The following is a 26,606-nucleotide window of genomic DNA, read 5'->3' on the forward strand; positions in this document are numbered from 1 at the left end:
GCTGTCCTGGCTTGACGTCGCCGAGCGGCAGTCCGGGGCGATCCGGCTGACGGCGGCCGAGGCCCAGCCCGAACCGCGGAATCTGCGGAAAGGGCGGGGAGATCGCCTCGAACCGGCGCGACGAGCAGGAGATGTTCGTTGCTGTGCCTGCGGATTCTGCAATCGGCCCTGGTCTACCTGTTGACTGAACTACCGGGAGGGTTTGCCCAGTTCAGCGGACAGCCCGCGAAGCGCGTGACTATGGTCCCGCCCCATGATCGAGAGAGACGGGCAGTACCGAGATCTGCGCTCGTTGGTCGTACCGCAGGTCGGGTTGCTCCTGGAGACCCGCGACGTCTGGGAGCCGTACCGGCTGCTTGATCCCGCCGGGACGGTCGTCGAGCCGGTCGCGGTGTACCTGAAGGACTTGCAGGGCATCGGACGGCCCGCGACGACGCAGCGTTCGTACGGGATGGATCTGCTGCGCTGGTTCCGGTTTCTGTGGGCGATCCGGACGCCCTGGGATCAAGCGACCCGGGACGAGGCACGGGACTTCTCCCGCTGGATCCAGATCAGCGACAAGCCGAGACGGCCCGGCGCCACCGCCGCGTCGGCGATCCCGAACCCGGTGACGGGGAAGGCGGGACCGGGCCGCAAGTACGCACCGACCACCCGCGGCCACAGCGAGAGCGTGCTACGCGGCTTCTACGACTTCCACCGCGATGCTGGGTCGGGGCCGATGGTCAATCCGTTCCCGCTGGCCCGACGCGGCGGCAGGGCCCATGCCCACCACAACCCGATGGACCTCTACCGCAACGAGCGGTCAGGTCTGTATCGCCCTCGCCATGTTCAGCGGGTGCCACGCAGTATCCCGGACGAGAAGTTCAACGAGCTGTTCGCCCAGCTCTGTTCGCACCGGGACCGCGCCCTGGTGGCCTTCTGGGTGTCCACCGGCGCACGGGCTTCGGAGCTGCTGGGCGCCCGCTACGGCGATGCCGACCCCGGCCAGCAGCTGATCACCGTGGTCCGCAAGGGCACGCGAGCCATCCAGCAGCTGCCGGCCTCGCCGGACGCCTTCGTCTGGCTTCGGCTCTACCAGGCACAGATGCACGGCCTGGCGCCCACGGGTATCGACGATCCACTGTGGTGGACCCTGCGGAGGCTCTTCCGGGAACTCGGCTATCACGCCGCCTACCGGATGTTCAGCCGGGCGAACGCCGCTCTGGGCGCCAACTGGTCCTTGCACGATCTGCGGCACACCGCGGCCTACCGAATGGCCCGCGACCCCGACATGTCGCTCACCGATGTGCAGTGGGTTCTCGGCCACGCGAATCTGAGTACCACTCAGCTTTACCTGACGCCACTCACCGAGGACGTGATCGCGGAAGTTCTCGCGCACCACGCCCGCAGGTCAGCAGCCGCCTCCACAGCGACAACCGTACAGAACAACGGGCCGTCGGCTCCGTCGTATCGGCCGGAAACACTGAACATCCTGTTCGGGGAGGGAACCGCGTGACCACGCAGGTGCCGACCACGGCACGCTCCGCATCGCGGCAGCTCAGCCCGGAGATGGCGGCGATGCTGAAGAGCTTCCCGCCCCGCGGCCCCGAACAGCGTTGGAAGGCCACCGAGCAGGCACGTGAACAGGTGATGGAACGACTGCTCGCGCCGCCGTTCGTGCTGGCGTCCTCGGCCTCCCAGTCCCGCCGCAGAACCGGCCTGACCAAGACCCTGGCCTGGTTGGAGCGGTTTCCCGGGCAGACCTGGCAGGGCCGCTGGAACGCCAGCGGCGCCGACATGGCCGGCAACATCTCCTGGCGGCACATGGCCGTCTCCTGGCTTCAGTCCACCGGCTGGTCCTACCAGGACCCGAAGAAGGACTTCGACGTCCTGGGCAGCGGCATCCTGACGCTGATCAGCAGCGATGTCATCCGGCCCAGCCTGTCGTGGCTGCTGACTCCGGGGACGGTGCAGATCCTGACGGCCGAGATGGCACGCAGCCGCGACCCGGATGGGTTCGCCGCCCTGGCGGCCGTCAGCCGGAGCGACCCCGCCAACACCCACACCAAGGACGGCGCACTGCGGCGGATCGCCACCATCATGGCCGCCAAGGGCGGCATGGTCCGCGACATCACGGTCGGAGACTGCCTGGAGCTGGCGGACCTCCTGCTCAGCATGGGCAGCCGCAACGTCGACACGAGCGTGTACTTCTACCAGCTGCTGCACGCCACGGGGATCTTCCCGACCGCGGCCCCGGCGACGGTCCGGGTTTTCAACCCCAAGAACCAAGGGCAGATCAGCGTCGAGCAGATGATCGACCGCTACGGCATCGCCTGTCGGCCGATTCGAGACCTGTTGGTGGACTACCTGCGAGAACGCGCTCTCTCGCTCGACTACACCTCGCTGCGAGCGGTGGCCTTCGGCCTGGGCAAGCTGTTCTGGAGAGACCTGGAGGACCACCACCCGGGGATCGACTCCCTGCGCCTGGCGCCGGATGTCGCCGCGGCATGGAAACGGCGGGTCGCGATGAAGACGACCCGCAGTAAAACCGCCACCGGCGACATCGTCGAAACGCAGGTTCCACGCGCCGACCGCGGCATCAACTACCTCGCCATGGTGCGGGCCTTCTACCTCGACCTCGCCCAGTGGGCCATGGACGATCCCGCGCGCTGGGGCATCTGGGCGGCGCCCTGCCCCATCCGCGAGGAGGAGATGTCGCGCAAGAAGGAGAAGGCCAGTCGCAAATCACGTATGGACCAGCGGACACGCGAGCGGCTGCCCGTCCTCCCCCTCCTGGCGCAGACAGTCGACGCTGAACGCCGCCGGACCGCTGAGCAGCTGGAAGCCGCACAGAACACCGCCCCGGGAGCTGACTTCACCGCGGCCGGTCAGCGCTGGCACCGGCCGGTCACCAAGAACCCCACGGCCAAGGTCTGGGCCCAGGACCCCGAGACCGGGCGACGCCAGGACCTCACGCTGGAGGAGCATCGGGCGTTCTGGTCCTGGGCGATCGTCGAAGTCCTGCGGCGCACCGGGATCCGCGTCGAGGAAGTGACCGAGCTCTCCCACCACAGCCTCGTCCAATACCGGCTGCCCAGCACTGGCGAGCTGATCCCGCTCCTGCACATCGCCCCGTCCAAAACCGATGCCGAGCGCTTGCTCGTCATCTCCCCTGAGCTCGCCGACGTGCTCAGCACGATCATCAGCCGCGTCCGCGACGCGAAGGGCACCGTCCCTCTCGTCGTCTCCTACGACAACCACGAAAGGGTCTGGAACGCACCGATGCCGCTGCTGTTTCAGCGCCACATCGGCGTGGAGAACCGGCCGATCCCGCCAGCCGGGATCAGAGACCTGCTCAACGACGCGCTGGCCCGCACCGGTCTCACCGACGCCAGCAACCGGCCGCTGGCCTTCAGCCCCCACGACTTTCGCAGGCTGTTCATCACGGACGCGATCATGAACGGGATGCCGCCCCACATCGCCCAACTCGTGGTAGGCCACGGCGATATCAACACCACCATGGGCTACAAGGCGGTCTATCCCGAGGAGGTCATCAACGGCCACCGAGCCTTCATCGCCCGCCGCCGCACCACCCGCCCCAGCGAGGAATACCGAACTCCGACCGACGAGGAATGGGAGGAGTTCCTCGGCCACTTCGAGCGCCGCCGGGTCGCCTTGGGCGACTGCGGCCGAGCCTACGGGACCGGTTGCGTCCATGAACACAGCTGCCTTCGATGCAGTCTCCTGCGGCCTGACCCCGCCCAGCGCGACCGCATCGTGCAGATCCGCGACAACCTGCTCGACCGCATCTCTGAAGCCGAACGCGAGGGCTGGCACGGCGAGGTCGAGGGCCTCAAGGTCAGCCTCGCCGGCGCCGAGCAAAAGCTCGCCCAGCTCGACGAGCGGGCCCGCCGGACCACCACCGTCAACCTCGGTATCCCCGCCTTCCGCGACATCGCCAGCCGCACCGTTACCACCACCCGTGACCGCTCATGACCTTCCACAATGGACAGCTTCTTGACGAAGAGGTCTGAGCAGATCCGCCGTTGAAGGCCAGGGCCACGTGCAATGCTGACGGGTATGGACATCTGGCTACCTGCGGTCTTCGGTCTTGTCGGAACACTTCTCGGGGCCTTCGTTTCAGGAGCCGCTGCCTACTTTGTTCAGAGGCATCAGGCGCAGGCCGCACTAGACCTGCGCCGCACCGAGACCGAAGCGGCGGCCATCGAACGCCTTGAGAAAGGCCTGTGGGAGATCCGTCAGTACGCGCAGAAAGCCCCTGACGCGAATGTCAAGCACTGGAGCGAGGACCAGCGCGCCAAGTGGGGCCGCCCGATTGACGAACTGACCGGCCCCTTGTCCATTGCCGCACGCGGCATTCGGGACAGCGCCGTTCGTGCTCGGCTCGTGGACGTCTTGGCCATGGTCGATGACTCGAGCACCATGACCCGTCACGCCCACCCCGTCCGCTACATTCGCCCGCTCGTGGAGCACGCGTTGGACTGTCTGGGTGCGCTCCGACGAGGCGAGGGCGCTCCACCTCCTGATGAAGCCTTCACCCAACTCAAGGAGCTACGTGAAGCGCAGTACGTTTCAAGCATCGCTTGAGGCTTCATTCACGACTGGTCACCTACTGCGGCAGTGGACCGCGCGGGACTCCCTCAACGAGAAAGTTCAGAGAATACGTGAACACCCTCATGCTCCAGGACATCCACGGCGAACCGGAATGGGCCGACCTCCTCACACCCGCCGACCGGCGCGGCCTGACCCCACTCTTCTGGTCCCACGTCCGGCCCTACGGAGAGGTGAACCTCGACATGGACACCCGCCTCAACCTCCCCGCGGTCACCGTGCCCAGCCCCCGTACAGCGGGCGATGAGAAGCCAGCCGCAGAAGGTGCGGACGCGTAAGGCTGTCCAGTCCCGTCACCGACGCGACCAGCAAGCTTTCCAAAAGAATTTCTGCAAAAATACTTTTGGAAAGTCCTTGGATCGCTCTACCCTCCCGTCATGGTCAGCGAAGAGCAGAAACGCGTACTCGATCCCGAGCGGGACGCAGCAGCCCTGAAGGCCCTTACCCACCCTCTGCGTATCCGGTTGCTCGGGATGCTGCGGCAGGACGGCCCGGCCACCGCGAGCGAACTCGCGGTCAGGACTGGGGAGTCATCCGCTTCCACCAGCTATCACCTGCGGGTACTGGCGAAGTACGCGTTCGTCGCCGAGGCCGAGCACCGTGACGGGCGGGAGCGCCGCTGGCAGGCGGTGCACTCCGTGACCGCCTGGAGCAACAAAGCAATGGAGACCACGCCGGGCAGCCGCGCCTGGGTCAGCCTGTCGCGCCGGGCCCAGATCGAGCACCTGGAGGCATCTCTCGCCCGGCACGAGGCCGACATCGCCGATGGGCGGCTGGGTCAGGAGTGGGTGGAGGCGTCCGGAATCAACGACCTGATGCCCCGCCTGACCCCCGAGTCGCTCACCGAACTCTGGGAGGTGCTTGGCCGGAAGCTGGAGGAACTGACCACCCGCGACGCAGAAGATCCGCGCGCAGCGCAGGTCGTAATCCTCACCGCCGGGCTGCCCCTGGCACCGCGCGACTCCGCCGCTGCGGACACCTCTGCCCCTGCGGGGACAGATACCGAGGGCGCGTCATGACCGGGCCGCTGGACATACGCACCGCACGCCGCCGCTACATCACGGTCTGCGTTCTGTTCTGGCTGCCACTGGGACTGACCATCGCTCCCCTGATCCTGCTGTTCACCGCGCGCGGCATGGCCATGGCGGCCATCGCCGGCTTCTTCGCCGCACACTCCCTCACCGCCGCCGCACTGGAACTGCCCACCGGAGGGCTGTCCGACGTCCTCGGACGCCGCGCTGTTCTCGCTGCCGCCGGCCTGCTGAACCTGGCCGCCTTAACCCTCGTGGGCCTGGGCACTGCTCCCTGGCTGCTCGGCCTCGGCATGGCCCTGATGGGCGCGGGCCGTGCCCTCTCCAGCGGACCGGCCGAAGCCTGGTACGTCGACACCGTCCAGGCGCACTCCGGCCCCGGCACCGAACTGCGCACCGGACTGGCCCGCGGCGGCTCCGCGACATCCGCCGCGCTCGCCACCGGCACTCTGCTCGGCGGTGCCCTTCCCTGGCTGCTCGGACTCGGCCCCGACCTCGGCGCCCGACTCGGCGAGGCAACGTCCGAGCTGGTGCTGCCCCTCTCTGTTCCGACGCTGCTGGGCGCAGCGGTCGAGATCGCCTTCGTGCTGTATGTCCTGACCGCTCTGCGGGAGCCACCCAGACCGGCAGCCACCCTGCGCGGCGTACTCCGAGGCATCCCGGCCACCGTCGTAAGCGGACTGCACCTGGGGGGCCGCGACGCGCTGGTCCGCCGGGTGCTCCTCAGCGCAGGGGCCGCCGGCAGCGCCCTGGCCGTGATCGAACTGCTCACGCCGGTCCGCGCCGCGGCCCTCACGGGCGCATCGGAGTCGGGGGTGGTGCTCTTTGCCGCACTCGCCTGCGCCGGATTCATCTGCGCGGGTATCGGCAGCCACCTCGCACCGCTGACCGCCCGGCTTGCAGGCAGTGGCGAGCGTGCGGTCATGGTGAGCCTTGGCGCGAGCGCGAGCGGCCTGCTTCTGCTCGGTGCCACCGCAGCGTTCACAGGAGTCGGCTCCATGGTCCTCGCGGCCATTGGCTACGGCCTGGTCTACCTCGGGCTCGGCGCGGCGGGGCCGAGCGAGAACGACCTCTTGCACCATCGTGTCTCAAGTTCGGGCCGGGCCACCGCGCTGTCCGTCCAGTCTCTCGCTCTGCAACTGGTGGCAGCGCTCACCGGCTTGATCATTGGTGTCCTTCCGTCAGGCCCGCTGCCCTGGCTGTTGGGAGGCACCGTGCTGCTCGCGGGAGCTCTCCTGTGGTTTCACCGCAGCGAAACCACACCCCGACTCCGGCGGCAACGCCTCAGCCACACACCGTGTCGTCCTCCCCGAGCACCGCTGGCTCCGACCCCCATCAGCAACATGCCGATCAGTAGCGTCTGGACCAACAACCCGAAGGCCGCACAAACGCGCGGATGACCGCAAAGGCGCCGCGCATGTTGGCCCTGTACTCCCGAAGCTACGGCGAAGTGACAAGTAGCTCTCGGTGATGGTGGGCCTTGGGCAGAGATCGGGCCGATAGATCTTCAAGAAACCGTCGTTCAGGGAACCGGCCAACCGGCCCCCACCGCTCCTTGCGGTGGGGGCCGGAGGCACGAACTCTGAACCTGACCTCCTATTCGGTGCGCAGGGCCGTGGCGGTTCGGGCCCTGGCGGCCCAGCCGGCGGGCAGGAGCGCACCCCGGGTGGCGATGAGCGGGCCGCCGAGTGCAAGCGGGAGCAACTCGGCCCCGTGGTAGACGGCGATGACGGAACCGGGGAGGCGGAGCCCCACGCTGTCGCCCATCGCGGGCATGACCCAGCCGTGCAGGGCTACGCCCAGCGGCACGCCCAGAGTGCCCGCAAGCAGTCCGGTCACGGCGACTGAGGTGATGACCCTCGCGATGGTCCGCCGGGGGTCATGCCGAGCGCCTTGTGGATACCGATTTCCCGGACGCGCTCGCGGGTGTCGAGCAGCACGACGATTTGCTGGATCGATGCATCGGACCTGTGCCAGTCACCGCCCCGATCGACACCTGACGCCAACTCATCAACCCGGAAGGCCAATTGCACCATGAGGGTTGGCCGCGAAGCTGATGCGCTCAGTCAACGGATGCACCGATGCCTCGGCGGAAGTCTCGGAGCTGGCCGAGGGCCACTGCAAGTTCGTTGCGGAGCCGTTCGTTCTGGTTTTCAGAGGAAGGTGGTCTCGCCGCCGGGAGAACACGCTTGGGCCTCGCGTGTGACAGCCATGCGATTCCCAGAAGCGGTCATTTATCCGAGTTGGCCGGGACGAGGCGGTTCTTGCGGTAGAGGTCGATGGCGAGAGCGACGGCGGCGTGAGTGGCGGGGTGGGGGTCCTGCCTGCGCCAGATGAAGTGGACGGGGACGGGATCGGTGTCGCGCAACGGACGGTAGGCGATGCCGTCGCGCCGGTACTGGGCTGCGGTGGCCTGGGGGGTGATGCCGACGCAGCGGCCGGTGGCGATGGCGGCGAGCCAGTCGTCGATGTCGTGGGTGTGCTCGACGGCGGGCCGTTCGTCCTCGGGCCACAGGTCCAGGGTGGTGGTGCCGGTTCGACGGTCGATGGCGAGGGTGCGGCCGGGGATGTCGCCCATGCGGATACTGCGGCGGCGCGCCCAGGGGTCGTCGGAGGCGAGAGCCACGTAGCGGTGCTCGTGGCCGACGACGGCGTGTGACCAGGGCTTGAGGTCGAGAGGGGCGCGGATGACCGCGAGGTCGCAGATGCCCTCGGCGAGCCCGCCGGTAGAGGAGTTGTGGCGGATGAGCCGAAGTTCGGTCTCGGGGTGGCTTTGGTGCCAGCGGCGCTGGAATTCGGTGGTATGGCGGCCGAAGGCGGACCAGGCGTGGCCGATGTGCAGGCGGCTGTGGCCCGTGGAGGCTTCGGTGACGAGTTCCTCTGCGCCGGACAGCAGCGGGCGAGCGCGGGCCAGAGCCTGCACGCCCGCGGTGGTGGGAGTGATCGTGCGGCTGGTGCGGTGCAGCAGGCGCACCCCGAGGATCTTTTCGAGGGCGAGCAGGTTCCGGGAGACGGCGGCCTGGGAGATGCCCAGCTCGATGCCGGCGTCCGTGAAGCTGCCGGTGTCGACGATGGCTACCAGGCACCGCAGGTGCTTCAGCTCCAGCGCAGCCGCCCCGTTCCGCGTCTCATCCATGCATCCAGCGTATAGGTGAGTGCGTGAATGCATTATGCGTATACCGGTAGTGCGCTCATCGTGGAGGCCATGAATCTCGATTCCTCCCCCGTTGCGTCGCCCCGGGGCACCGCAGTCGACGGGGCGGTCTCTTCCCAGGGGACGGTGCGAGGGGCCGGGGTCGCGCTGATGCTGGGCAGCGGCCTGTCCAACCAGACGGGGGCATCGATCGCGGCGCTGGCGTTCCCAGTGCTCGGGCCGGTTGGGGTGGTGGCGGTGCGCCAGTGGGTGGCGGCAGTGGTGCTCGGGGCGGTCGGCCGACCGCGGCTGCGACATTTCACCGCGGCGCAGTGGCGTCCCGTGCTGGGCCTGGCGCTGGTGTTCGCGGCGATGAACCTGTCCCTGTACTCGGCGATCGAGCGGATCGGGCTCGGGCTGGCCGTCACGCTGGAGTTCCTCGGCCCGCTGGCTGTGGCCCTGGCCGGCTCCCGTCGCCGTGTCGACCTGGTCGCCGCGGTGGCGGCTGCCGCAGCGGTTGTGGTCCTCACGCGCCCCGCACCCTCCACCGACTATCTGGGCATCGGCCTGGCTCTGCTGGCCGCGGCATGCTGGGCCTGCTACATCCTGCTCAACCGAACCGTCGGGACCCGCCTGCCCGGACTGGAAGGTTCGGCCGCCGCGGCGACAGTCTCCGGCGCCCTCTACCTGCCCGTCGGTGTGTGGGTGCTGTGGCACCACCCGCCCACGGCAGCGGCGCTGGGCTGTGCGCTGGCCGCCGGGGTACTCTCCTCCGCGGTGCCGTTCCTGGCCGACCTGCTGGCGCTGCGCCGCATCCCGGCACACTTCTTCGGCGTGTTCATGAGCGTGAACCCGGTCTTCGCAGCCCTGGCCGGCCTCACCCTCCTCGGGCAGCAACTCGATGCCCCCGCCTGGCTTGCCATCGCCGTGATCGTCGGCGCGAACACCGTCGCTGTTTCCACCGCACACCGTCCCACCACCCGCGGGAGTACGACGTGAAAGTCCTCATCGTCCACGCCCACCCCGAGCCCGCCTCCTTCAACGCCGCCCTGAAGGAGACGGCCGTGGCCACCCTCACCGCCCAGGGGCACGACGTGAAGGTCAGCGACCTGTACGCGATGGACTTCAAGGCGATCCCCGACGCCGACGACTTCACCGCAGCCCGCAAGGACCCCGACCTGCTCCAGATCGACATCGAACAGGAGCACCAGTACGAGCTCGGCACCTACCCGCCGGACGTGGCCACCGAGCAGGCCAAGGTTGAGTGGTGCGACCTGATGATCTTCAACTTCCCGATCTGGTGGTTCTCCATGCCCGCCATCCTCAAGGGCTGGGTCGAACGCGTCATGGCCCGCGGCTTCGCCTACGGCAGTGGACACAAACACGCCAAAGGTGTCTTCCTCGGCCGTAAGGCCATGGTCTGCTGCACCACCGGAACCTCTGCCGACACCTACGCCTCCGACGGCATCGAAGGCGACATCCTGCATCTGCTCTGGCCGGTCAACAACGGAATCTTCCACTACATGGGCTTCACACCGCTGCCCGAGTAGGCGCAACCCCGGATCCCCGATCGCTTGCCTGTCGGCCAACGATCGAATGACGACAGGTGTGGCGGGCGTCCAATGAACCCGTGCAATCCGGGGGTTCGCGGCGGGGCGAATCCCATCAGATCCGATGGTGATTGCTGACAGGGTTTGACGACAGACAGGGTCCGATCCTCCGCATGGAAGGGGCCCTCGGTGGCGAACCTGGTCTACAAGCGGGTGTCGACCGACCAGCAGTCGACCGACCGCCAGAACCTCGTCCTCGCCGAGGCCGGGATCGAAGACCCGGTCACCTTCGAGGAGGAGCCCGGCACCTCCAGCCGCCTCCACCCGCTCCAGCGCCCGAAGTTCAGCGAGCTCCTCACCTACGCGCGGCCGGGCGACGCCGTGCACATCTCCGAGATGTGCCGCCTCCTACGCGGCACCGGGCACATCCTCGACGTTCTCGATGTCCTGCACCGCGACCGTCTAGCCCTGCGCATCCACGACGGCGCGTTCTCCGCGATGGACCTCACCGCCCGCCACCCGCGCACCGGAGAACTGCTGTCCACCGTGAAGTTCATGGTGCAGACCCTCGCGGCCGCGGCGAACTCCAGCGCGACCTCCAGCGCGAGCTGACCTACGACGGGCTGCGGGCCGCCGAGGCGAAGGGCAGCAAGGGCTGGCGGCGCCCGGCTGTCCTGCCGGAAAAACCGACGCCGTGCGCACCGCTTACCTGGAGGGCCGGTCCGTCGCCACCCTCGCCCGCGACCACGACGTCAGCCGCGGCGCCATCCGCACCGCCGTCACCGACCTCCTGCCCAAGCACACGGCCGTCGACCCTGGCGCCCCGACCTCGGCGCCGGTCATCAGGCCCGTCAGCCCCGGCGCGGCGAGACCCGTCAGACGCGGCACGAGCAGGCCGAGGGCGCCGATGACCTCGACGGTACCGGTGAGGTACCTGAGCCACCGGCCGGCCCCGATCTCGTCGAAGAACTCGATCATCTGCTCCGCGCCGACGTGCTTCGCGGGGCCGGCGGCCAGATGGAACGGCACCAGGAGCACCTGGATCACCAGCAGGGCGACGTTCGTGGCCCTGCGCTTCGCTCGCCCGGCGACGTCGTGAGCCTGCTCACCGTGTCCCCCCGTGGTGCTGTGCGCCGACGCGCGCCACGCCGGTGTCTCCCGCGTCGCTGAGCAGCGAGACGAGCAGGTCACGCAGGATGCGCGGGCCGTGCTGGGTGAGGATGGACTCGAGGTGGAACTGCACGGATCGGAACCCCGTGCCGCGCAGGGCGTGCACCTCGCCGGTATCGGGATGCCGGCTCACCTCGATGGGCTTGCGCTGCCCCGCACCCGGAACGAAGTCGTGCTCCGAGCGGGCGGCGTAGGTGTTGTAGAAGCCCACGAGTTCGGACTGGCCGAACAGGTTGATCCGCCTCTGGACGCCCTGGTTGGGCACGGTGCGCCGGACGAGGTCGAAACCCAGCTCCAGGGCGAGTATCTGATGGCCCAGGCAGATGGACAGGAAGGGGACGGAGTCGGCGAGCAGGTGGCGGGTGAGCACCCGTAGCGTGTTCATCCGGGAGGCGGTTGTGTCGCGTGGGTCGCCCGGGCCGGGGCCGACGATGACGAGGTCGTGTCCCTCCGGCGGCAGCGGACGGTCGAAGCGCGTGATCGTGGTTCTCAGGCCGAGGGCGCGCAGCTGATGGCCGAGCATCCCCATGAAGGTGTCCTCGTTGTCGACGACCAGCACATGCCGCCCGTCCAACGCCGGGTCCGGTCCGCCGCGCTGCGCACCGGCGAGCCAGAACCGCGACAGCTTGGCGTTGCGGCTCTGCAGCGCCCGGCCCACCCGGGGGTCGGCGGCCGGTGACGTGGACGCTCCCACGGGGGCGGACCGGCCGCCGGCGCGGCTGCCGGGCGGTGTGAGGCCGAGCACTTCGAGCATGCCCGCGGCCTTGGCCCGGGTCTCGGCCACCTCGGAACCGGGGTCGGAGTCACGGACCAGGGTGGCGCCGACGCCCAGGCGCAGCTCGCCGTCATCGGAGACCTCGGCGGTCCGGATCATGATCGTCGAATCGAGTGTGCGGCTGCCCGCCGCGTCGCGGCCGATCAGCGCGAGGACGCCGCCGTAGTAGCCGCGGCCTGTCGTCTCATGGCGGGCGATGACCCGGAAGGCGTTCTCGAGCGGACTGCCGGTGACGGTCGGTGCGAGCAGGGTCTCGCGCAGCACGTCGCGTACGTCCAGATCGCTGTGGCCGGTCAGGATGTATTCGGAGTGGGTCAGGCGCGCCATTTCCTTGAGAAATGGGCCGTGGACCTGGCCGCCGGAGGTGCACATACGGGCCATTATTTTCAGTTCCTCGTCGACGACCATATAGAGTTCGTTGGCCTCTTTCTGGTCGTTCAGGAACTCCAGCAGTCCGGAAATGTCCGGGCCGGTCGCGGGATGCCGGTAGGTCCCGCTGATGGGGTTCATCGAGGCGGTGCCGTCGGCCATGCTGACGTGCTGTTCCGGCGACGCTCCGATGAACGTTCCCGCGCCGGTGTGGAACAGGAACGTCCAGTACGACCCGAGCTCACCGGTCAGCAGCCGCCGGAAGATGGCGAGCTCCGTGCGAACCGAGTAGTCGTCCAACCGCGCGGTGAAGGAACGCCTGATGACGAAGTTGGATCCGGCGCCCTGTCCGATCTCGTCACCCAGCACCCGCTTGACGATCGCCGCGTAGTCCTCGTCGCTGATATCGAATCCGGCGTCGGACACGGGCACGTTCTGCTCGGGCAGGCCCGACAGGGCCTGAGCGCGGCTGAGTTCGGCCTGCTCGTGGACGCGCATGGCGAGCAGGGGCGCGTGATCGTCGTGGCAGGCGAACCCGCGTTCGGTGATCTGCCGGTACGGAACCGCCACGAGCAGGTCGTGCCGCGCGCCGCTCGCCGGCCGGTCGGGCAGGGGCAGCTCGGCGAGGCCGGGCACCTCGCAGACCTCGCCGGTCAGGACCTCCACGTGCGCGTCCCGGTCCGAGCCGGGCCGGTACAGCAGGGCAAAGGCACGCCCGTCCTCGCCGAGGCCGGTCAGAGCATCCGGGGGGCCGGCCATGCTCGAATCCGTCCCATGCATATCGCTCCCCTTTGCGCGAGATCAGATGACCCGTCTCGATACTGCGGAGGCGGACGGCATCGCACAATGACGTGAAGCCGCCATCGCGTATTTCAGGTAACGGCCCGGCGGAATGGCGTGAATAACTGAACGAGGTGGCACTACCTGGGCGAGTAGTGGGCGGGGCGGTGCATCGCAATTACTGTCGTGGCATGCCGGTTCGACGAGAGCGGTGAAAACGACTGTGGATGTGCTGGTCCAAAAATATGGCGGTACCTCTTTGCAGACGCTCGACTGTGTTCGTCACGCCGCCCTCCGGATCGCGGCGGCGCGGCGGCGCGGACCGTCGGTGGCCGTGGTCGTCTCCGCACGCGGCGGCAGAACCGATGATCTGCTGCGACTGGCGGCCGACATCGGCGCTCCGTCCCCGTCCCGAGAACTGGATCAGTTGCTGGCCGTGGGCGAGCAGGAGTCGGCGGCGCTCATGGCCCTCACCCTGAACAGGCTGGGGGTGCCGGCGATCTCGCTGACCGGTCATCAGGCCGGCATCGAGACCACCGATCGGCATGGCGAAGCGCTCATCTCGAGGATCGGGGCGGCGCGGGTGCGGGCGGCTCTGGAAGCCGGCCAGGTCGTCGTGGTCACCGGATTCCAAGGGGTCGACCACGCCGGGGACATCGCCACGCTCGGACGTGGCGGCTCCGACACGACCGCGGTGGCCCTGGCGGCGCGGCTTCGCGCATCGGCCTGCGAGATCTACACCGACGTGGACGGCGTCTTCAGCGCCGACCCCCGCATTTTGCCCGCGGCCCGATGCCTGCCGTGGGTCCAACCTGGCGTGATGGCGGAGATGGCGTTCGCGGGCGCGAGGATTCTGCATACCCGTTGCATCGAACTGGCCGCCATGGAAGGGGTCGAAGTGCGCGTCCGTAACGCGTCATCGCAGGCGCCCGGAACCACCGTCGTCGACCGGCAGGACGGCAGGCCGCTGGAGACCCGGCGGGCCGTCGTGGCGGTGACCCACGACACCGACGTCGCGCGCGTGCTGGTGCACTGCCGGGACATCCGCCGGGACCTGGCTCCCGAGGTGTTCGAGGTGCTGGCCGCCCAGGGGGCGGTGGTGGACCTGGTGGCCAGGTCCGGGACCTACGAGAACGAGTTCCGCATGGGGTTCACGATCCGCCGCAGCCAGGCCGACTCCGTGCGGGCCGCACTGCACGAGCTGACGGCCGCCTTCGGCGGGGGTGTGCACTTCGACGAGAACGTCGGCAAGGTGTCGGTGGTCGGGATGGGCCTGCTCAGCCGTCCCGAGTACACGGCCAGGCTCATGGCCGCACTGGCCGCGGCCGGGATTCCGACGAGCTGGATCTCCACCTCCCAGATGCGGCTGTCCGTGATCGTGCCGCGGGAACGCACCGCCGATGCCGTCGAGACCCTGCACCGCGAATTCCACCTCGACCGGCATGAGCCGGCGGACGTCGCGTCCGCGACCTTTGGCCGTTCCGCCACCGTTTGAGAGAGGCAGGACACAGTGGCTGTACACAACGCTTCCTTCGCTCGAAGCCTCCGTCTGCGACGCCTGTTCCGGCAGGGCGACGGGCGCCTGCTCGTCGTACCGCTCGATCATGCCGTCACCGACGGACCGTTGCGCCGGGGCGATCTGAACTCCCTGCTCGGTGAGCTCGCCGGCACCGGCGTCGACGCCGTGGTGCTGCACAAGGGCAGTCTCCGCCATGTCGATCACGGCTGGTTCGGCGACATGTCGCTGATCGTGCATCTCAGCGTGAGCACGAGGCACGCTCCGGATCCGGATGCCAAGTACCTGGTCGCCCACGTGGAGGAGGCGCTGCGGCTGGGCGCCGACGCGGTCAGCGTGCACGTCAACCTGGGGTCGCCGCAGGAGGCCCGGCAGATTGCCGATCTGGCGGCCGTGGCGGGGGAGTGCGACCGCTGGAACGTCCCGCTGCTCGCCATGGTGTATGCCCGCGGACCCAAGATCAGTGACTCGCGGGCGCCGGAGCTGGTGGCGCACGCCGCGACACTGGCCGCCGACCTCGGCGCGGACATCGTCAAGACCGACTACGCGGGCACCCCCGAGCAGATGGCCGACGTGGTACAGAGCTGCCCGATCCCGGTCATCGTGGCCGGCGGCCCGCGCTCGGCCGACACCGAAACCGTGCTGTCCTATGTGTCCGACGTGCTGCGCGGCGGCGCGGCCGGAGTGGCCATGGGACGCAACGTCTTCCAGGCCGACCAGCCCGGCTGGATGGCAGCCACGATCGCGCGGCTGGTGCACGACTCACGGCACGTCCCGGACCGGGACGGCGCCGACAACCGGCTCGCCCTTACGCCCTGACACTCCCTGACCCTTTGCCGAGGAGATACCTGTGAAGCTGTGCTGGCTGGACATCCGTAACCTCAGCGGTGCCAAGGAAGCCATAGTCGAGGAGGCCGTCCACCAGAGGGTGGACGCCATCGTCGCGGCCGATCCGGCCGACCTGGAGCCGCTTCCCCCGACCGTGAAGAAGGTGCTGTTCCCGCAGAACCAGCCGCTGCCGGAGAAGCTGGAACCCGCCGACCTGGTCATCGTCGAGCCGGCCCGCCACGGGGAGCCCGCCGAGCTGGCACAGCAGTACCCCGACGTGGAGTTCGGCCGGTTCGTGGAGATCACGGACGCCGCCAGCCTCGAGGACGCCTGCCGCGCGGCGCGCCACGACAAGTGGAGCCTGCTGTACTTCCGCGACCCCACCAAGATCCCGCTGGAGATCGTGCTGGCCGCCGCCGCCGGTGCGGACGGCAGCATCATCACCCAGGTGGCCGACGTCGAGGAGGGGGAGATCGTCTTCGGCGTCCTCGAGCACGGCTCCGACGGTGTGATGCTCGCCCCCCGCGCCGTGGGGGAGGCCACCGAGCTGAAGGCCGCCGCGGTCAGCAAGGCGGCGGACCTGCCGCTGGTGGAGCTGGAGGTCACCGGGATCCGGCGGGTGGGGATGGGTGAACGGGCCTGCGTCGACACCTGCACGAACTTCGGGCTCGACGAGGGCATTCTCGTCGGCTCGCACTCCACCGGCATGATCCTGTGCTGCAGCGAGACCCACCCGCTCCCGTACATGCCGACCCGGCCGTTCCGGGTCAACGCCGGTGCGCTGCACTCGTACACGCTGTCGGCCAACGGACGCACCAACTACCTCAGCGAGCTCGTCTCCGGCGGCAGGGTGCTCGCCGTCGACGCGAAGGGCAAGTCGCGGGTCGTCACCGTGGGCCGGGTCAAGATCGAGACGCGGCCGCTGCTCGCGATCGACGCGGTCGCGCCCTCGGGGGTGAAGGTCAACCTCATCGTCCAGGACGACTGGCACGTGCGGGTGCTCGGTCCGGGCGGCACGGTGCTGAACGTCACGGATCTGACCCCGGGTACGAAGGTGCTCGGCTACCTGCCGGTCGAGCAGCGGCACGTCGGTTATCCGATCGACGAGTTCTGCATCGAGAAGTGAGCGATGGCCGCGATGGGGAGCGACCGGTGGCCGCGATGACCGCACAGCCCGTGCTGGATTTCCACGTGCGCCTGGCTCCCCGGCCGGGGGCCGGGGAGCGGCTCCTGTCGACGCTGGACGAGTGCGGGCTGGAGCGGGCGGTGGTGTGCGCGGGCGGCACCATCGATCTGGACCGCCTGTCCCGCCAGCTCATCGAGGGCGGGCACGTCGAGACCGACGCCGACAACGACGCGGTGCTGGAGACCTGCGCGGGCACCGACGGCCGCCTGGTGCCGTTCTTCTTCGCCAACCCGCACCGCTCGCCCGAGGTGTACCGGGCCAGGGCCGCCGAGTTCCGCGGCCTGGAGATCTCGCCCGCCGTGCACGGTGTCGGGCTCACCGATCCCCGGGTGGCCGAACTCATCGGCGTGGCGGCTGAGTTCGGTCACCCGGTCTATGCGGTGTGCCTGACCCGTCGCGGCGCGGGCGTGGCCGACCTGGCCGGCCTCGCCCGCCGGTTCCCCCAGGTGAGCTTCGTGCTCGGGCACAGCGGCATCGGCAACATCGATTTCCACGCCCTCAACCTGATCCGGGACGAACCCAACATCCTGCTGGAGACCTCCGGCGGCTACACGTGCGTGGCCGAGGCGGCGCTGAGCCGCCTCGGCGCCGGACGGGTGGTGTTCGGCTCCGAGTATCCGCTCCAGCACCCGTCCGTGGAGCTGGCCAAGTTCCAGGCGCTGCGCATACCGCCCGAGCAGTGGCGGCAGATCGCCTGGGACAACGCGCATCGACTGCTAGGAGAGGAGAAGCGGTGAACGACGCACGTTCGAGCCTGCCTCAGCTCGGCCAGTGGCACGGGCCGGAGGACCTGCAACGCCTCCAGGAGAAGCAGCTGTCGCAGACCGTCACCTGGGCAGCCCGCTCGCCGTTCTACCGCAAGCGGCTGAACTCGGCGGCCCTGCCCACGACCGTCGCCGACCTCGCCGGCCTGCCGCTGACCACGAAGCAGGACCTGCGGGAGAACTACCCGTTCGGGATGCTCGCCGTCCCGAAGGAGCGGCTGGCCACGTATCACGAGTCGAGCGGGACCGCGGGCCACCCCACACCCTCGTACTACACGGCGGAGGACTGGGTCGACCTGGCCGAGCGCTTCGCCCGCAAGTGGATCGGGATGTCCGCCGAGGACGTGTTCCTGGTGCGCACGCCGTACGCGCTGCTGCTGACGGGGCATCTCGCGCACGCCGCCGGCCGGCTGCGCGGGGCCACCGTGGTGCCCGGGGACAACCGGTCGCTGGCCATGCCGTACGCCCGCGTGGTCCGGGTCATGCACGACCTCGGCGTCACGCTGACCTGGTCGGTGCCGACCGAATGCCTTATCTGGGCCGCCGCGGCGGCCGCGGCCGGGCACCGGCCCGGCGCCGACTTCCCCGCGCTGCGTGCGCTGTTCGTCGGTGGCGAGCCGCTCACCGCCGCCCGCCGCCGCCGGATCAGCCGGCTGTGGGGGGTGCCGGTGATCGAGGAGTACGGCTCCACGGAGACCGGCAGCCTCGCCGGCGAGTGCCGGCACGGCCGGATGCACCTGTGGGCCGACCGGGCGCTGTTCGAGGTGTACGACCCGCAGACCGGCAAAGTCAGCGCGGAGGGCGAGGGTCAGCTCGTGGTCACACCGCTGTTCCGCGAGGCGATGCCCCTGCTGCGCTACAACCTCGAGGACAACGTGTCGGTCTCCTACGGCGACTGCGACTGCGGATGGAACCTGCCCACGGTCCGGGTGCTCGGCCGGGCGGCGTTCGGCTACCGGGTCGGCGCCGCGACGATCACCCAGCACAGGCTGGAGGAGCTCGTCTTCTCCCTCCCGGAGTCCTACGGCGTGGTGTTCTGGCGGGCGCGGGCGGAACAGACGCTCCTGCGCATCGAGATCGAGGTGTCCGAGGAGCATCGGGCCGGCGCCCAGGCGGAGCTGACGGCTTCGGTACGTGCCGCGTTCGGTGTCGACAGCGAGGTCGTCGGGCTGGCTCCGGGGACGCTGATACCGCGTGACGCGCTGACCGCCATGCCCGACGTGGTCAAGCCACGCAGCCTGTTCGGGCCCGACGAGGACTGGGGCAAAGCGCTCCTCTACTACTGAGGGGGACGACATGCCGCAGATACGGGTGGCCGTGGCCGGGGCCGGAATCGCAGGCCTCACCTTCGCCGCCGCCCTTCACCGGGGCGGAATCGACTGCCACGTCTACGAGCAGGCGGAGCAACTGACCGAGGTGGGGGCGGGGATACAGGTGGCGCCCAACGCCACCCGGCTGCTGCACCGACTGGGCCTTCGCGATCGGCTGCGCGCCGTCGCGGTCGCACCGCAGGCGATCGAGATGCGCCGCTGGGACGACGGCAGGCTGCTGCAACGCACTCCGCTGGGCAGCATGTGCCGCCGCCGCTTCGGGGCGCCCTATTACGCCGTGCACCGTGCGGACCTGCACAGCGGCCTGCTCTCGCTCGTGCCACCCGACAGGGTGCACCTCGGTGCCCGCCTCGACGCCGTGACGCAGAGCGCCGACGAGGCGCGGCTGCGCCTGTCGGATGGTACGACGGTCGCGGCGGACCTGGTCGTGGGAGCCGATGGCATCCACTCGATCATGCGCGAGCAGATCGTGGCCGATCAGCCACGGTACTCCGGGCAGACGATCTACCGGGGCCTGGTGCCGGCGGAACGGGTGCCCTTTCTGCTCACCGATCCCCGGGTGCAGTTGTGGCTCGGACCGGACCAGCACCTGGTTTGCTACCCGGTGTCGTCCGGCCGGCAGGTGAGCTTCGGCGCGACCGTCTCCGCCTCGGACTGGCGGGAGGAGTCCTGGTCGGCGCGGGGTGATGTCGCCGAGCTCGCCACCGCGTACGCGGGCTGGCACCCGGACGTCGCACGCCTCATCGGCGCGGCGGAGACAGTCAGTAGGTGGGCGCTGCACGATCGCCAGAGCATCGACCGGCTCAGCTCGGGACGGGTGACCGTCATCGGCGACGCCGCGCATCCGATGCTGCCGTTCCAGGCGCAGGGCGCGAACCAGGCGATCGAGGACGCCGTCGTGCTCGCGGTCTGTCTGGCCGACGCGGGCCCGGGCGGCCTGAGCGCGGCCTTGCGCCGCTACGAGCGGATCCGCCTTCCCCGCACCACGCGGATCCAGCGCCAGTCCCGGGACAACGCGAAGACCTTCCACCTGGTTGACGGGGACGCGCAGCGCCGCCGCGACACCTCCGCCCAGGCCTCATCGGGTCTGGACCGGCATGAGTGGCTGTTCGGCTACGACGCCGAGGAAGCCACCACGACCAGCAGGAGTTCATGATGGAACTGACCGGAATCGAGTCGAAGGTCGCACTGGTCACCGGTGCGGCGCAGGGCATCGGCGCCGCCGTGGCGGGCACTCTGGCGGGCGCGGGAGCGCTCGTCGCGGCCGTGGACCGCAACGCCGAGGGGCTCTCCACCGTCGTGACCAAGCTCGAGGCCGAGGGCGTGTCGGCCCGCGGCTACTCGGTCGATGTGTGCGACAGCGAGGCGGTGGACGCGCTCGTGCGGCGTGTCGAGGACGAGATGGGGCCCATTGGCATCCTCGTCAACGCGGCCGGCGTCCTGCGCACCGGCAGGGTGGTCGAGCTGTCGGACCGGCAGTGGAACGAGATCTTCTCGGTCAACGCGGGCGGTGTGTTCAACGTGTCCCGGGCGGTGGCCCGGCGGATGATCCGCCGCCGCCGCGGCGCGATCGTGACCGTGGCGTCCAACGCCGCCGGTGTGCCACGCATGGAGATGGCCGCATACGCCGCATCGAAGGCCGCGTCCGCCCAGTTCACCCGGTGTCTGGGGCTGGAGCTCGCCGACTACGGAATACGGTGCAACGTCGTCTCGCCCGGCTCGACCGACACGCCCATGCTGCGCTCGATGCTCGGCGAGGATGCCGATCCGAGGCAGGCGATCGAGGGCTCGCCGGCCGCGTATCGCGTCGGCATTCCGCTGCGGAAGCTGGCCCAGCCGCGGGACGTGGCCGAGGCCGTCGCGTACCTCGTATCCGACCAGGCCGGTCACGTCACTATGCACGACCTGTACGTGGATGGCGGCGCCGCCCTGCACGTCTGACGTCGTCGAACGGAAACAGGAGGCGAAGCATGGCTATGACCCCGATCGCGCCGTACCGCATGCCAGGCGATGGCGATCTGCCGGACACGGCGGTGCCCTGGCGCCCGCGCCCGGACCGGGCCGTCGTGCTGGTGCATGACATGCAGCGGTATTTTCTGCGCCCGTTTCCGGCCGGGCAGTCTCCGCTGACCGAGTTGCTCGCCAACATCGCGAAGCTGCTCGCGGCGGCGCGTACGGCCGGAGTGCCGGTGATGTACACGGCGCAGCCGGGTGGCATGAGCCGCCAGGACCGCGGGCTGCTGCAGGACTTCTGGGGTCCCGGCATGGGTGTCGAGGAGGCCGATCGCGGCATCGCCGACGATGTCGCCCCCGAGCCGGACGACACGGTGCTGACCAAGTGGCGCTACAGCGCGTTCTTCCGGAGCGACCTGGAGGAACGACTGCGGCGGTCGGGACGGGACCAGCTCATCGTGTGCGGTGTCTATGCGCGCATGGGGTGCCTCATCACCGCCTGCGACGCGTTCAGCCGCGACATCCAGCCGTTCCTCGTGGCGGACGCGCTGGCCGACCTGTCTCTCGACGACCATCTCATGGCACTCCGTTATGCCGCGGACCGTTGTGCGGTGCCCTTGACCACGGCCGACGTGCTGGCCGAGCTGGAAGCCTAGGGGTGTCTTTCCGCTCTCCGCCCGTCGCGGAGAGCGGAAAGACCCCTGGCGGGCCGGGTTCGTCATGGCGCCCGCGAAACCATCACCTATTCATGGAGGAACACGTCAATGTCCGATCGCACTCATGTCGTCGTCATCGGCGGAACGTCGGGGATAGGGCGGCATTTCGCCCAGTCATGCGCCGAACGCGGACACGACGTGGTCATCACCGGCCGTTCGGAGGACCGGACCAAGAGCGTCGCCCATGAGATAGGCGGGCGGACTCGCGGGCTCGCACTGGACCTGGCCGATCCGGAGCGGATCGTGGCCGCGCTGGCCGATGTGCAACGCGTCGATCAGCTGGTGCTCTCGGCGCTCGACCGGGACTACAACACGGTGCGCGAGTACCGTCCGGCGGACGCGATCCGTCTGCTGACGGTGAAACTCACCGGTTATACGGCGGTCCTGCACGCCCTCGCCCCGCGGATGACCGACGACAGCGCGGCCGTACTGCTCGGCGGCCTCGCCAGTCACCGGCCCTATCCCGGCTCCACGACCGTGACGACCGCCAACGGCGGCATCAGCGCGCTGGTGCGAACGCTGGCCGTGGAACTCTCGCCGATCCGGGTCAACGCCCTGCACCCGAGCATCGTCTCCGACACACCGTTCTGGAGTGACAAGCCCGCCGCACGCGAGGCCGCCCAGACGCGTGCGCTGACCAAGCGGCCGGTGACAATGCAGGACTGCACCGAGGCGATCACCTTTCTGCTGGAGAACCGCGCGATCAACGGTGTCAACCTGAACATCGACGGCGGAGACGTGCTCATCTGACGCTTGTCGTGATCCGCCACGGCCCCCAGCGGCCGGTCGCGCCCTGCCCGTGCTCCCGCTGCGCGCGAGCGTAGCGGGAGAGATCACGGGCCGAGAACAGGGCCATGCCGGCATGGAAGCCCGTCACCGGTACCGGAAGCCGCGTCCAATAGGCGAGCCGGCCGTCGACGCGGAACTCCACTTCCGACGTCTCGGCCCGGTAGGTGATGGCGTAGCCGTGCCCACGCCCCGGGTCCATCGGCACATCCAGAACCACCCGGTGGATGTAGTGCTCGTGAGGCGCGGTCACGCCGGGAAGCAGCAGCCGTTCGACAACCGCGTACACGGTGTCATTGGTCGCGGCGGCATTGAGGACGACGCCGGTTTGCAGGTCGAAGAGGTTCACCGTGCCGTAGGCGTCGAGCAGGTCATAGGGGACCTGGCCGTAAGTCCGCACAGCCATGTCGACATCGAACGTCAGCACGCCCGCCGCCGGCGCGGTGAAGCGGTGCACGGACTGGTACATCTGCTTGGCGTTGTTCTGCCTCGGGTCCGAGTCGTGGAAGCGCGTGAACGGGTTGACAGTCAGCTCCAGTTGCCCATCACCGGTACGCACCCGTGCGTTGCGATCCCGGTAGTGGTGTCTGTCGCCGTCGGCTCCCGTTATCGACATGATTCTCCAGCGGGCGGGATCGAGCTCGCCGCTGGTGAAGTCGTCGTACGTCCATGCGTTGGTCTTCAGTACCGACGTCATAGCACACACGATCGGCCCCGTTGCCGTCGGCGGACATCACACGTTCACGCGGTTCGGCCGGAGGCGGCACGCCATTCCTCCACGGCCCGCCAAAAATCCCGTGAACGGGCCATGCCCGTGCGGGCGCGATGGTCTGAGACTGCGGTACTGACTGACCGCCACATCACGACGTCGTCATCACGACGTCCTCAATGAGGGAGGTGTCGTGAGCATGGTGGATCCGCGACGGACAGCGACCGTTACGTCGCGGTGTATGACAGCGTCCAGTTCAAGGCTCTGCGGCGTCAATCGAATGCCTTTCCCGTTCGGGCGATGGTGATCTGCGGGGTGTACCTGCGGTTCGCCCGTACCCGGCTGGATCCCCTCGGTGAGCAGATCCGGGCGGACCTGGAAGGAGGTCTCCGATGAATCCACCCGCGGTAAATAACACGTGGGCGGTGACCGGGATCGCCACCGCGATCCTCATCCTCCTCGCGGTCGTGATCTTCGCCATCATGAGGTCGGCGCGCGGCAGCATACGCACCCCCGACGATTTCCTCCTCGCGGGTCGGAGGACCGGCGTCCGTCGGAACGCCCTCGCGGTGCTCGGCGGATTCATCATGTACTCGACCGTGATCGTCATGATCGGGCACATCGCGCTGAACGGCTACGACACCATTCTCCTGCTGACGGCATTCACGATCGGCTCGGTGCTCGGGGTGCTGATCTACGCCGCGCCGATGCGCAACGTGGGCGGGCACACGCTGGGCGACCATTTCGTGCTGCGCGCCCGCCAGCGCCCGGCACGAATCGCCTCGGCGGTCGTCACCCTGACGACTTACACCTTGCTCATGGTCGCCATGCTGGCCGCGATCGGTTTGGTCACCGCCCGGATGTTCACCACGAGCTCCACGGTGAACCTGCCCTTCGTGGCCGCCCTCGGTGTCGGTGCCATCGCGGTACTCGGCGGAAAGAACATCGGTTCGCAGGTCCTGGACCGCGGCATCACCTTTCCCGAACTCGTGGACGAGCTCGGCGGTAAGTGGGCCGTCGGCGCGGTCGGTGCGATCGCCATGGTGTCGGTCGCCGCGATTTTCGCCGCTTTGCTGATCAACGGGGTGACGTCCTTCACCAAGGACATCGACGCGGCGCGTGGCCGGCGGCTGGAACCCGCCGCCGAACTGAAGGCGATACGGCGCAACGCACTGGCCATCGGTCTCGTTTCCCTCGTCGTGGGTACGGCGATGGTGCCCCTGATGAGCCACATCCTCATTCCGACAACGATCGGCCGGGGCGGCACAATGGTCCTGGCGCCGGTCATCTACTTCCTGTATGGGCGGCGCTTCAACACCGCGGGACTGAAGTGGACGATCTACGGCGGGCTGGCCGTGACCCTCGTCCTGGCCGTGTTCTCCAACGGGATCTCGAGTGATCCCGGCAACGCAATGTTCCCCGACCTCAACTTCAAGATTATTGACGTCGAACCCGGCCTGATCTCGATACCGATTGCCTTCCTGCTCGGCTACATCGGCTCGATCACCAGCAGCGAACGCAACGACGCCGGCTTCGCCCAGATACAGGTCCGTGCCCTCACGGGTGCCGTCATTCCCGCTCACAAGCTCACGGACACGGGTGACCGGGAGAGCCGGACGCCCAGCGAAGCACACTGAACAACCGCGAACGGTGTGGGGCGGTCGAACCGCCCCACACCCTTTTTGGAGGGACAATCGTGGATCCGGTACCGGTTCTGGTCGTGGGCGCGGGCCCAGTCGGCATGGTCGCCGCTCTGGCGCTCGCCCGCCAGGGAGTTCCCTGCGTTCTCGTCGACCAGGACTTCGAGACATCCGTTCACCCGAAGCTGGACTACGTCAACTCCCGCAGCATGGAGTTCTTCCGACAGCTCGGCATCGCTGACGACGTCCGTCGCGCTGGTGTCGCGCCCGAGTACCGGGCGGACGTGATCTGGTCGACCGGTCTCGCCGGTGAGCCGATCACCACGTGGGGACTTCCCTCGGTGTCCGAGGAGTGGCGACGCATCACCGAGCACAACGACGGCACCCAGCCCGTCGAACCCGGCCAGCGCATCTCCCAGATCGACCTGGAGCCGGTCCTGCGCGCCCGCTGCCGCCGCAATCCCCTCATCGACCTGCGATGCGGTCTGCGGTTCGACTCCCTCACCCAGGACGACGACGTGGTGACCAGCCACCTGGTCGATGTGATGACCGACGACCAGGTCCGGCTGCAGTCCCGGTACGTGATCGGTTGCGACGGTGCGTCGAGCCGGGTCCGCGAGGTGGTGGGCATCGGCGAGGAGGGCTTCGACGTACCTGGGTTGCCGGGCGCCTTCATGGTGCACTTCAAGAGCCGTGATCTGGAAACCTTGTACCGGCATGGGCGGTTCTGGCACTACTTCGCCTTCAGGTACATCATCATCGCCCAGGACGAGGTGGACACCTGGACCGCGCATGTCAACGGCATGGAGCCGTCCGAATTCGATATACCACCGGCCGATCCGGCGGCATTCCTGCGCGAGACGATGCAGACGGACCTGAAGATCGACAAGGTGCTTCTGACCTCTCGCTGGCGCCCCGGCTTCATGATCGCGGACCGGTACCGCGCCGGACGGGTTCTTCTCGCCGGCGACTCCGCTCATCGCATGTTCCCGACCGGCGCCTACGGAATGAACACGGGCATCGGCGACGCGGTCGACGCGGCCTGGAAGATCGCCGCCCTCGTCAAGGGATTCGGTGGCCCCGGTCTGCTCGACAGCTACGAGGCAGAACGCCACCCGGTAGGTCTGCGCAACATGCACACGTCACACCGGCATCTCGGCGTGCACCTCAAGGCGGGGGAACTCCTTCGCGAGGGCGCCTCGCCGCAGACCATCGCATCCTTCCTCGAAGCCGAGCGGGGCGAGAACGAGTACCGGGGAATCGAGTTGGGTTACCGCTACAACGACTCGCCCATCGTCTGCCAAGAGGATTCGCCCGAACCCCCGTGGAAGCCGCGGGAGTACACACCGACGACCTGGCCCGGAGGTCGCCCGCCCAGCCTTCTCCTCGAAGACGGGAAGCCGATCTACGATCACTTTGCCCTGCCCTTCACACTCATCGACTTCGCCGGCGACGGCAGCGCCGACGCGCTCCTCGAAGCGGCAGCCGCTCAGGGTCTGCCGGTCACCCATACCGTGGTGACCGACGCCGGCGCCCGGCAGGCATGGGAACGCGACCTCGTTCTTCTCAGGCCCGACCACCACGTGGCCTGGCGCGGGAACAAGGTTCACCCGAACCCGGCTTCAGTCATCCAGCGCGTACGGGGTGCTGTGTGAGGGGGGTTGGGTGAGGCGCGCCGGTCGCACGCTCGTGGCTGTTGTCACGGGCGGGGCAGGACGAACAAGACGCGCGGTGGTCGAGGGCGAAGTGGAGCCGCTC

24 protein-coding genes and 1 pseudogene are annotated in these 26,606 nt (G+C 68.7%); 20 read left to right on the plus strand and 5 right to left on the minus strand.

All coding sequences use genetic code 11. The features are described from left to right. Positions 1-253: 253 nt before the first annotated feature. The 6 genes from AB0I23_RS19980 to AB0I23_RS20005 all read left to right on the plus strand — a co-directional run bounded on the left by AB0I23_RS19980 (position 254) and on the right by AB0I23_RS20005 (position 7,042). Positions 254-1,495, plus strand: coding sequence for a tyrosine-type recombinase/integrase (locus tag AB0I23_RS19980; RefSeq protein ID WP_359110912.1), 1,242 nt, complete (start codon positions 254-256; stop codon positions 1,493-1,495). After that, positions 1,492-3,975, plus strand: a complete 2,484-nt coding sequence (locus AB0I23_RS19985) for a tyrosine-type recombinase/integrase (RefSeq protein ID WP_359110914.1) — start codon at positions 1,492-1,494, stop codon at positions 3,973-3,975. Before AB0I23_RS19980 ends, AB0I23_RS19985 begins: the two co-directional genes overlap by 4 nt. A gap of 84 nt (positions 3,976-4,059) precedes the next feature. After that, positions 4,060-4,587, plus strand: a complete 528-nt coding sequence (locus tag AB0I23_RS19990) for a hypothetical protein (protein WP_359110916.1) — start codon at positions 4,060-4,062, stop codon at positions 4,585-4,587. A 77-nt stretch (positions 4,588-4,664) separates the two neighbouring features. After that, positions 4,665-4,889: a hypothetical protein gene (locus tag AB0I23_RS19995; protein WP_359110918.1), complete on the plus strand. Its 225-nt coding sequence runs from the start codon at positions 4,665-4,667 to the stop codon at positions 4,887-4,889. Positions 4,890-4,988: 99 nt separating this feature from the next. Beyond that, positions 4,989-5,630, plus strand: a complete 642-nt coding sequence (locus AB0I23_RS20000; protein WP_359110920.1) for an ArsR/SmtB family transcription factor — start codon at positions 4,989-4,991, stop codon at positions 5,628-5,630. Continuing rightward, positions 5,627-7,042, plus strand: a complete 1,416-nt coding sequence (locus AB0I23_RS20005) for an MFS transporter (protein ID WP_359110921.1) — start codon at positions 5,627-5,629, stop codon at positions 7,040-7,042. Before AB0I23_RS20000 ends, AB0I23_RS20005 begins: the two co-directional genes overlap by 4 nt. A 196-nt stretch (positions 7,043-7,238) precedes the next feature. Here AB0I23_RS20005 and AB0I23_RS20010 read toward each other — a convergent pair. Both AB0I23_RS20010 and AB0I23_RS20015 read right to left on the minus strand, forming a co-directional pair. Continuing rightward, positions 7,239-7,582, minus strand: a pseudogene (locus AB0I23_RS20010) (ABC transporter permease); the annotation flags it as partial. Positions 7,583-7,872: 290 nt separating this feature from the next. Next, complete coding sequence (locus AB0I23_RS20015) at positions 7,873-8,778, minus strand: LysR family transcriptional regulator (protein WP_359110923.1); 906 nt, start codon at positions 8,776-8,778, stop codon at positions 7,873-7,875. 168 nt (positions 8,779-8,946) lie between these two features. Here AB0I23_RS20015 and AB0I23_RS20020 point away from each other — a divergent pair, with 168 nt between their 5' ends. The 3 genes from AB0I23_RS20020 to AB0I23_RS20030 all read left to right on the plus strand — a co-directional run bounded on the left by AB0I23_RS20020 (position 8,947) and on the right by AB0I23_RS20030 (position 10,937). After that, positions 8,947-9,774, plus strand: a complete 828-nt coding sequence (locus AB0I23_RS20020) for an EamA family transporter (protein ID WP_359111033.1) — start codon at positions 8,947-8,949, stop codon at positions 9,772-9,774. Continuing rightward, positions 9,771-10,325: an NAD(P)H-dependent oxidoreductase gene (locus tag AB0I23_RS20025; RefSeq protein ID WP_359110925.1), complete on the plus strand. Its 555-nt coding sequence runs from the start codon at positions 9,771-9,773 to the stop codon at positions 10,323-10,325. The genes AB0I23_RS20020 and AB0I23_RS20025 overlap by 4 nt, the downstream gene beginning before the upstream one ends. A 189-nt stretch (positions 10,326-10,514) precedes the next feature. Then, complete coding sequence (locus AB0I23_RS20030) at positions 10,515-10,937, plus strand: recombinase family protein (RefSeq protein WP_359110927.1); 423 nt, start codon at positions 10,515-10,517, stop codon at positions 10,935-10,937. A 93-nt stretch (positions 10,938-11,030) separates the two neighbouring features. Here AB0I23_RS20030 and AB0I23_RS20035 read toward each other — a convergent pair whose 3' ends face one another. Beyond that, positions 11,031-11,372 (minus strand): DoxX family protein, encoded by a 342-nt coding sequence (locus AB0I23_RS20035; protein ID WP_359110929.1) that lies wholly within the window; start codon positions 11,370-11,372, stop codon positions 11,031-11,033. A 58-nt stretch (positions 11,373-11,430) separates the two neighbouring features. Next, positions 11,431-13,398, minus strand: coding sequence for an anthranilate synthase family protein (locus AB0I23_RS20040; RefSeq protein ID WP_359110930.1), 1,968 nt, complete (start codon positions 13,396-13,398; stop codon positions 11,431-11,433). A gap of 232 nt (positions 13,399-13,630) precedes the next feature. Here AB0I23_RS20040 and AB0I23_RS20045 point away from each other — a divergent pair, with 232 nt between their 5' ends. The 9 genes from AB0I23_RS20045 to AB0I23_RS20085 all read left to right on the plus strand — a co-directional run bounded on the left by AB0I23_RS20045 (position 13,631) and on the right by AB0I23_RS20085 (position 22,463). Next, positions 13,631-14,914 (plus strand): aspartate kinase, encoded by a 1,284-nt coding sequence (locus tag AB0I23_RS20045; protein WP_359110931.1) that lies wholly within the window; start codon positions 13,631-13,633, stop codon positions 14,912-14,914. Between the two features lie 15 nt (positions 14,915-14,929). Continuing rightward, complete coding sequence (locus AB0I23_RS20050) at positions 14,930-15,754, plus strand: 2-amino-3,7-dideoxy-D-threo-hept-6-ulosonate synthase (protein ID WP_359110932.1); 825 nt, start codon at positions 14,930-14,932, stop codon at positions 15,752-15,754. A gap of 31 nt (positions 15,755-15,785) precedes the next feature. Further along, complete coding sequence (locus AB0I23_RS20055; protein ID WP_359110934.1) at positions 15,786-16,889, plus strand: 3-dehydroquinate synthase II; 1,104 nt, start codon at positions 15,786-15,788, stop codon at positions 16,887-16,889. 35 nt (positions 16,890-16,924) lie between these two features. Next, positions 16,925-17,686, plus strand: coding sequence for an amidohydrolase family protein (locus AB0I23_RS20060; protein WP_359110935.1), 762 nt, complete (start codon positions 16,925-16,927; stop codon positions 17,684-17,686). Then, entirely contained in the window at positions 17,683-18,999 is a 1,317-nt protein-coding gene (locus AB0I23_RS20065) for a phenylacetate--CoA ligase family protein (RefSeq protein ID WP_359110937.1), read from the plus strand. The genes AB0I23_RS20060 and AB0I23_RS20065 overlap by 4 nt, the downstream gene beginning before the upstream one ends. 10 nt (positions 19,000-19,009) lie before the next feature. Further along, positions 19,010-20,200 carry an FAD-dependent monooxygenase gene (locus AB0I23_RS20070; RefSeq protein WP_359110939.1) on the plus strand — a complete coding sequence of 397 codons (1,191 nt, stop codon included), beginning with the start codon at positions 19,010-19,012 and terminating at the stop codon, positions 20,198-20,200. Next, complete coding sequence (locus AB0I23_RS20075; protein WP_359111034.1) at positions 20,200-20,985, plus strand: 2,3-dihydro-2,3-dihydroxybenzoate dehydrogenase; 786 nt, start codon at positions 20,200-20,202, stop codon at positions 20,983-20,985. The genes AB0I23_RS20070 and AB0I23_RS20075 overlap by 1 nt, the downstream gene beginning before the upstream one ends. Positions 20,986-21,014: 29 nt before the next feature. Beyond that, positions 21,015-21,653 (plus strand): isochorismatase family protein, encoded by a 639-nt coding sequence (locus AB0I23_RS20080; protein ID WP_359110941.1) that lies wholly within the window; start codon positions 21,015-21,017, stop codon positions 21,651-21,653. Between the two features lie 108 nt (positions 21,654-21,761). Continuing rightward, entirely contained in the window at positions 21,762-22,463 is a 702-nt protein-coding gene (locus tag AB0I23_RS20085; RefSeq protein WP_359110943.1) for an SDR family NAD(P)-dependent oxidoreductase, read from the plus strand. Here the strand turns inward: AB0I23_RS20085 and AB0I23_RS20090 are convergent. After that, complete coding sequence (locus AB0I23_RS20090) at positions 22,456-23,196, minus strand: DUF6081 family protein (protein ID WP_359110945.1); 741 nt, start codon at positions 23,194-23,196, stop codon at positions 22,456-22,458. The two genes, AB0I23_RS20085 and AB0I23_RS20090, sit on opposite strands and share 8 nt — an antisense overlap. Before the next feature lie 404 nt (positions 23,197-23,600). Between AB0I23_RS20090 and AB0I23_RS20095 the strand changes: the two genes are divergently transcribed. Then, complete coding sequence (locus tag AB0I23_RS20095) at positions 23,601-24,845, plus strand: sodium:solute symporter family transporter (RefSeq protein ID WP_359110947.1); 1,245 nt, start codon at positions 23,601-23,603, stop codon at positions 24,843-24,845. A gap of 59 nt (positions 24,846-24,904) precedes the next feature. After that, positions 24,905-26,503 carry an FAD-dependent monooxygenase gene (locus AB0I23_RS20100; protein ID WP_359110948.1) on the plus strand — a complete coding sequence of 533 codons (1,599 nt, stop codon included), beginning with the start codon at positions 24,905-24,907 and terminating at the stop codon, positions 26,501-26,503. Positions 26,504-26,606: the final 103 nt, after the last annotated feature.

The organism is Streptomyces atratus, from assembly GCF_040655115.1.
GTDB lineage: Bacteria > Actinomycetota > Actinomycetes > Streptomycetales > Streptomycetaceae > Streptomyces > Streptomyces atratus_D.

Coding starts and splice junctions, on each gene's coding strand:
- AB0I23_RS19980 (WP_359110912.1), top strand. CDS start 254: ATGATCGAGAGAGACGGGCAGTACCGAGATCTGCGCTCGTTGGTCGTA.
- AB0I23_RS19990 (WP_359110916.1), top strand. CDS start 4,060: ATGGACATCTGGCTACCTGCGGTCTTCGGTCTTGTCGGAACACTTCTC.
- AB0I23_RS20000 (WP_359110920.1), top strand. CDS start 4,989: ATGGTCAGCGAAGAGCAGAAACGCGTACTCGATCCCGAGCGGGACGCA.
- AB0I23_RS20005 (WP_359110921.1), top strand. CDS start 5,627: ATGACCGGGCCGCTGGACATACGCACCGCACGCCGCCGCTACATCACG.
- AB0I23_RS20015 (WP_359110923.1), bottom strand. CDS start 8,778: ATGGATGAGACGCGGAACGGGGCGGCTGCGCTGGAGCTGAAGCACCTG.
- AB0I23_RS20020 (WP_359111033.1), top strand. CDS start 8,947: ATGCTGGGCAGCGGCCTGTCCAACCAGACGGGGGCATCGATCGCGGCG.
- AB0I23_RS20040 (WP_359110930.1), bottom strand. CDS start 13,398: ATGGCCGGCCCCCCGGATGCTCTGACCGGCCTCGGCGAGGACGGGCGT.
- AB0I23_RS20060 (WP_359110935.1), top strand. CDS start 16,925: ATGACCGCACAGCCCGTGCTGGATTTCCACGTGCGCCTGGCTCCCCGG.
- AB0I23_RS20070 (WP_359110939.1), top strand. CDS start 19,010: ATGCCGCAGATACGGGTGGCCGTGGCCGGGGCCGGAATCGCAGGCCTC.
- AB0I23_RS20075 (WP_359111034.1), top strand. CDS start 20,200: ATGGAACTGACCGGAATCGAGTCGAAGGTCGCACTGGTCACCGGTGCG.
- AB0I23_RS20080 (WP_359110941.1), top strand. CDS start 21,015: ATGGCTATGACCCCGATCGCGCCGTACCGCATGCCAGGCGATGGCGAT.
- AB0I23_RS20085 (WP_359110943.1), top strand. CDS start 21,762: ATGTCCGATCGCACTCATGTCGTCGTCATCGGCGGAACGTCGGGGATA.
- AB0I23_RS20090 (WP_359110945.1), bottom strand. CDS start 23,196: ATGACGTCGGTACTGAAGACCAACGCATGGACGTACGACGACTTCACC.
- AB0I23_RS20095 (WP_359110947.1), top strand. CDS start 23,601: ATGAATCCACCCGCGGTAAATAACACGTGGGCGGTGACCGGGATCGCC.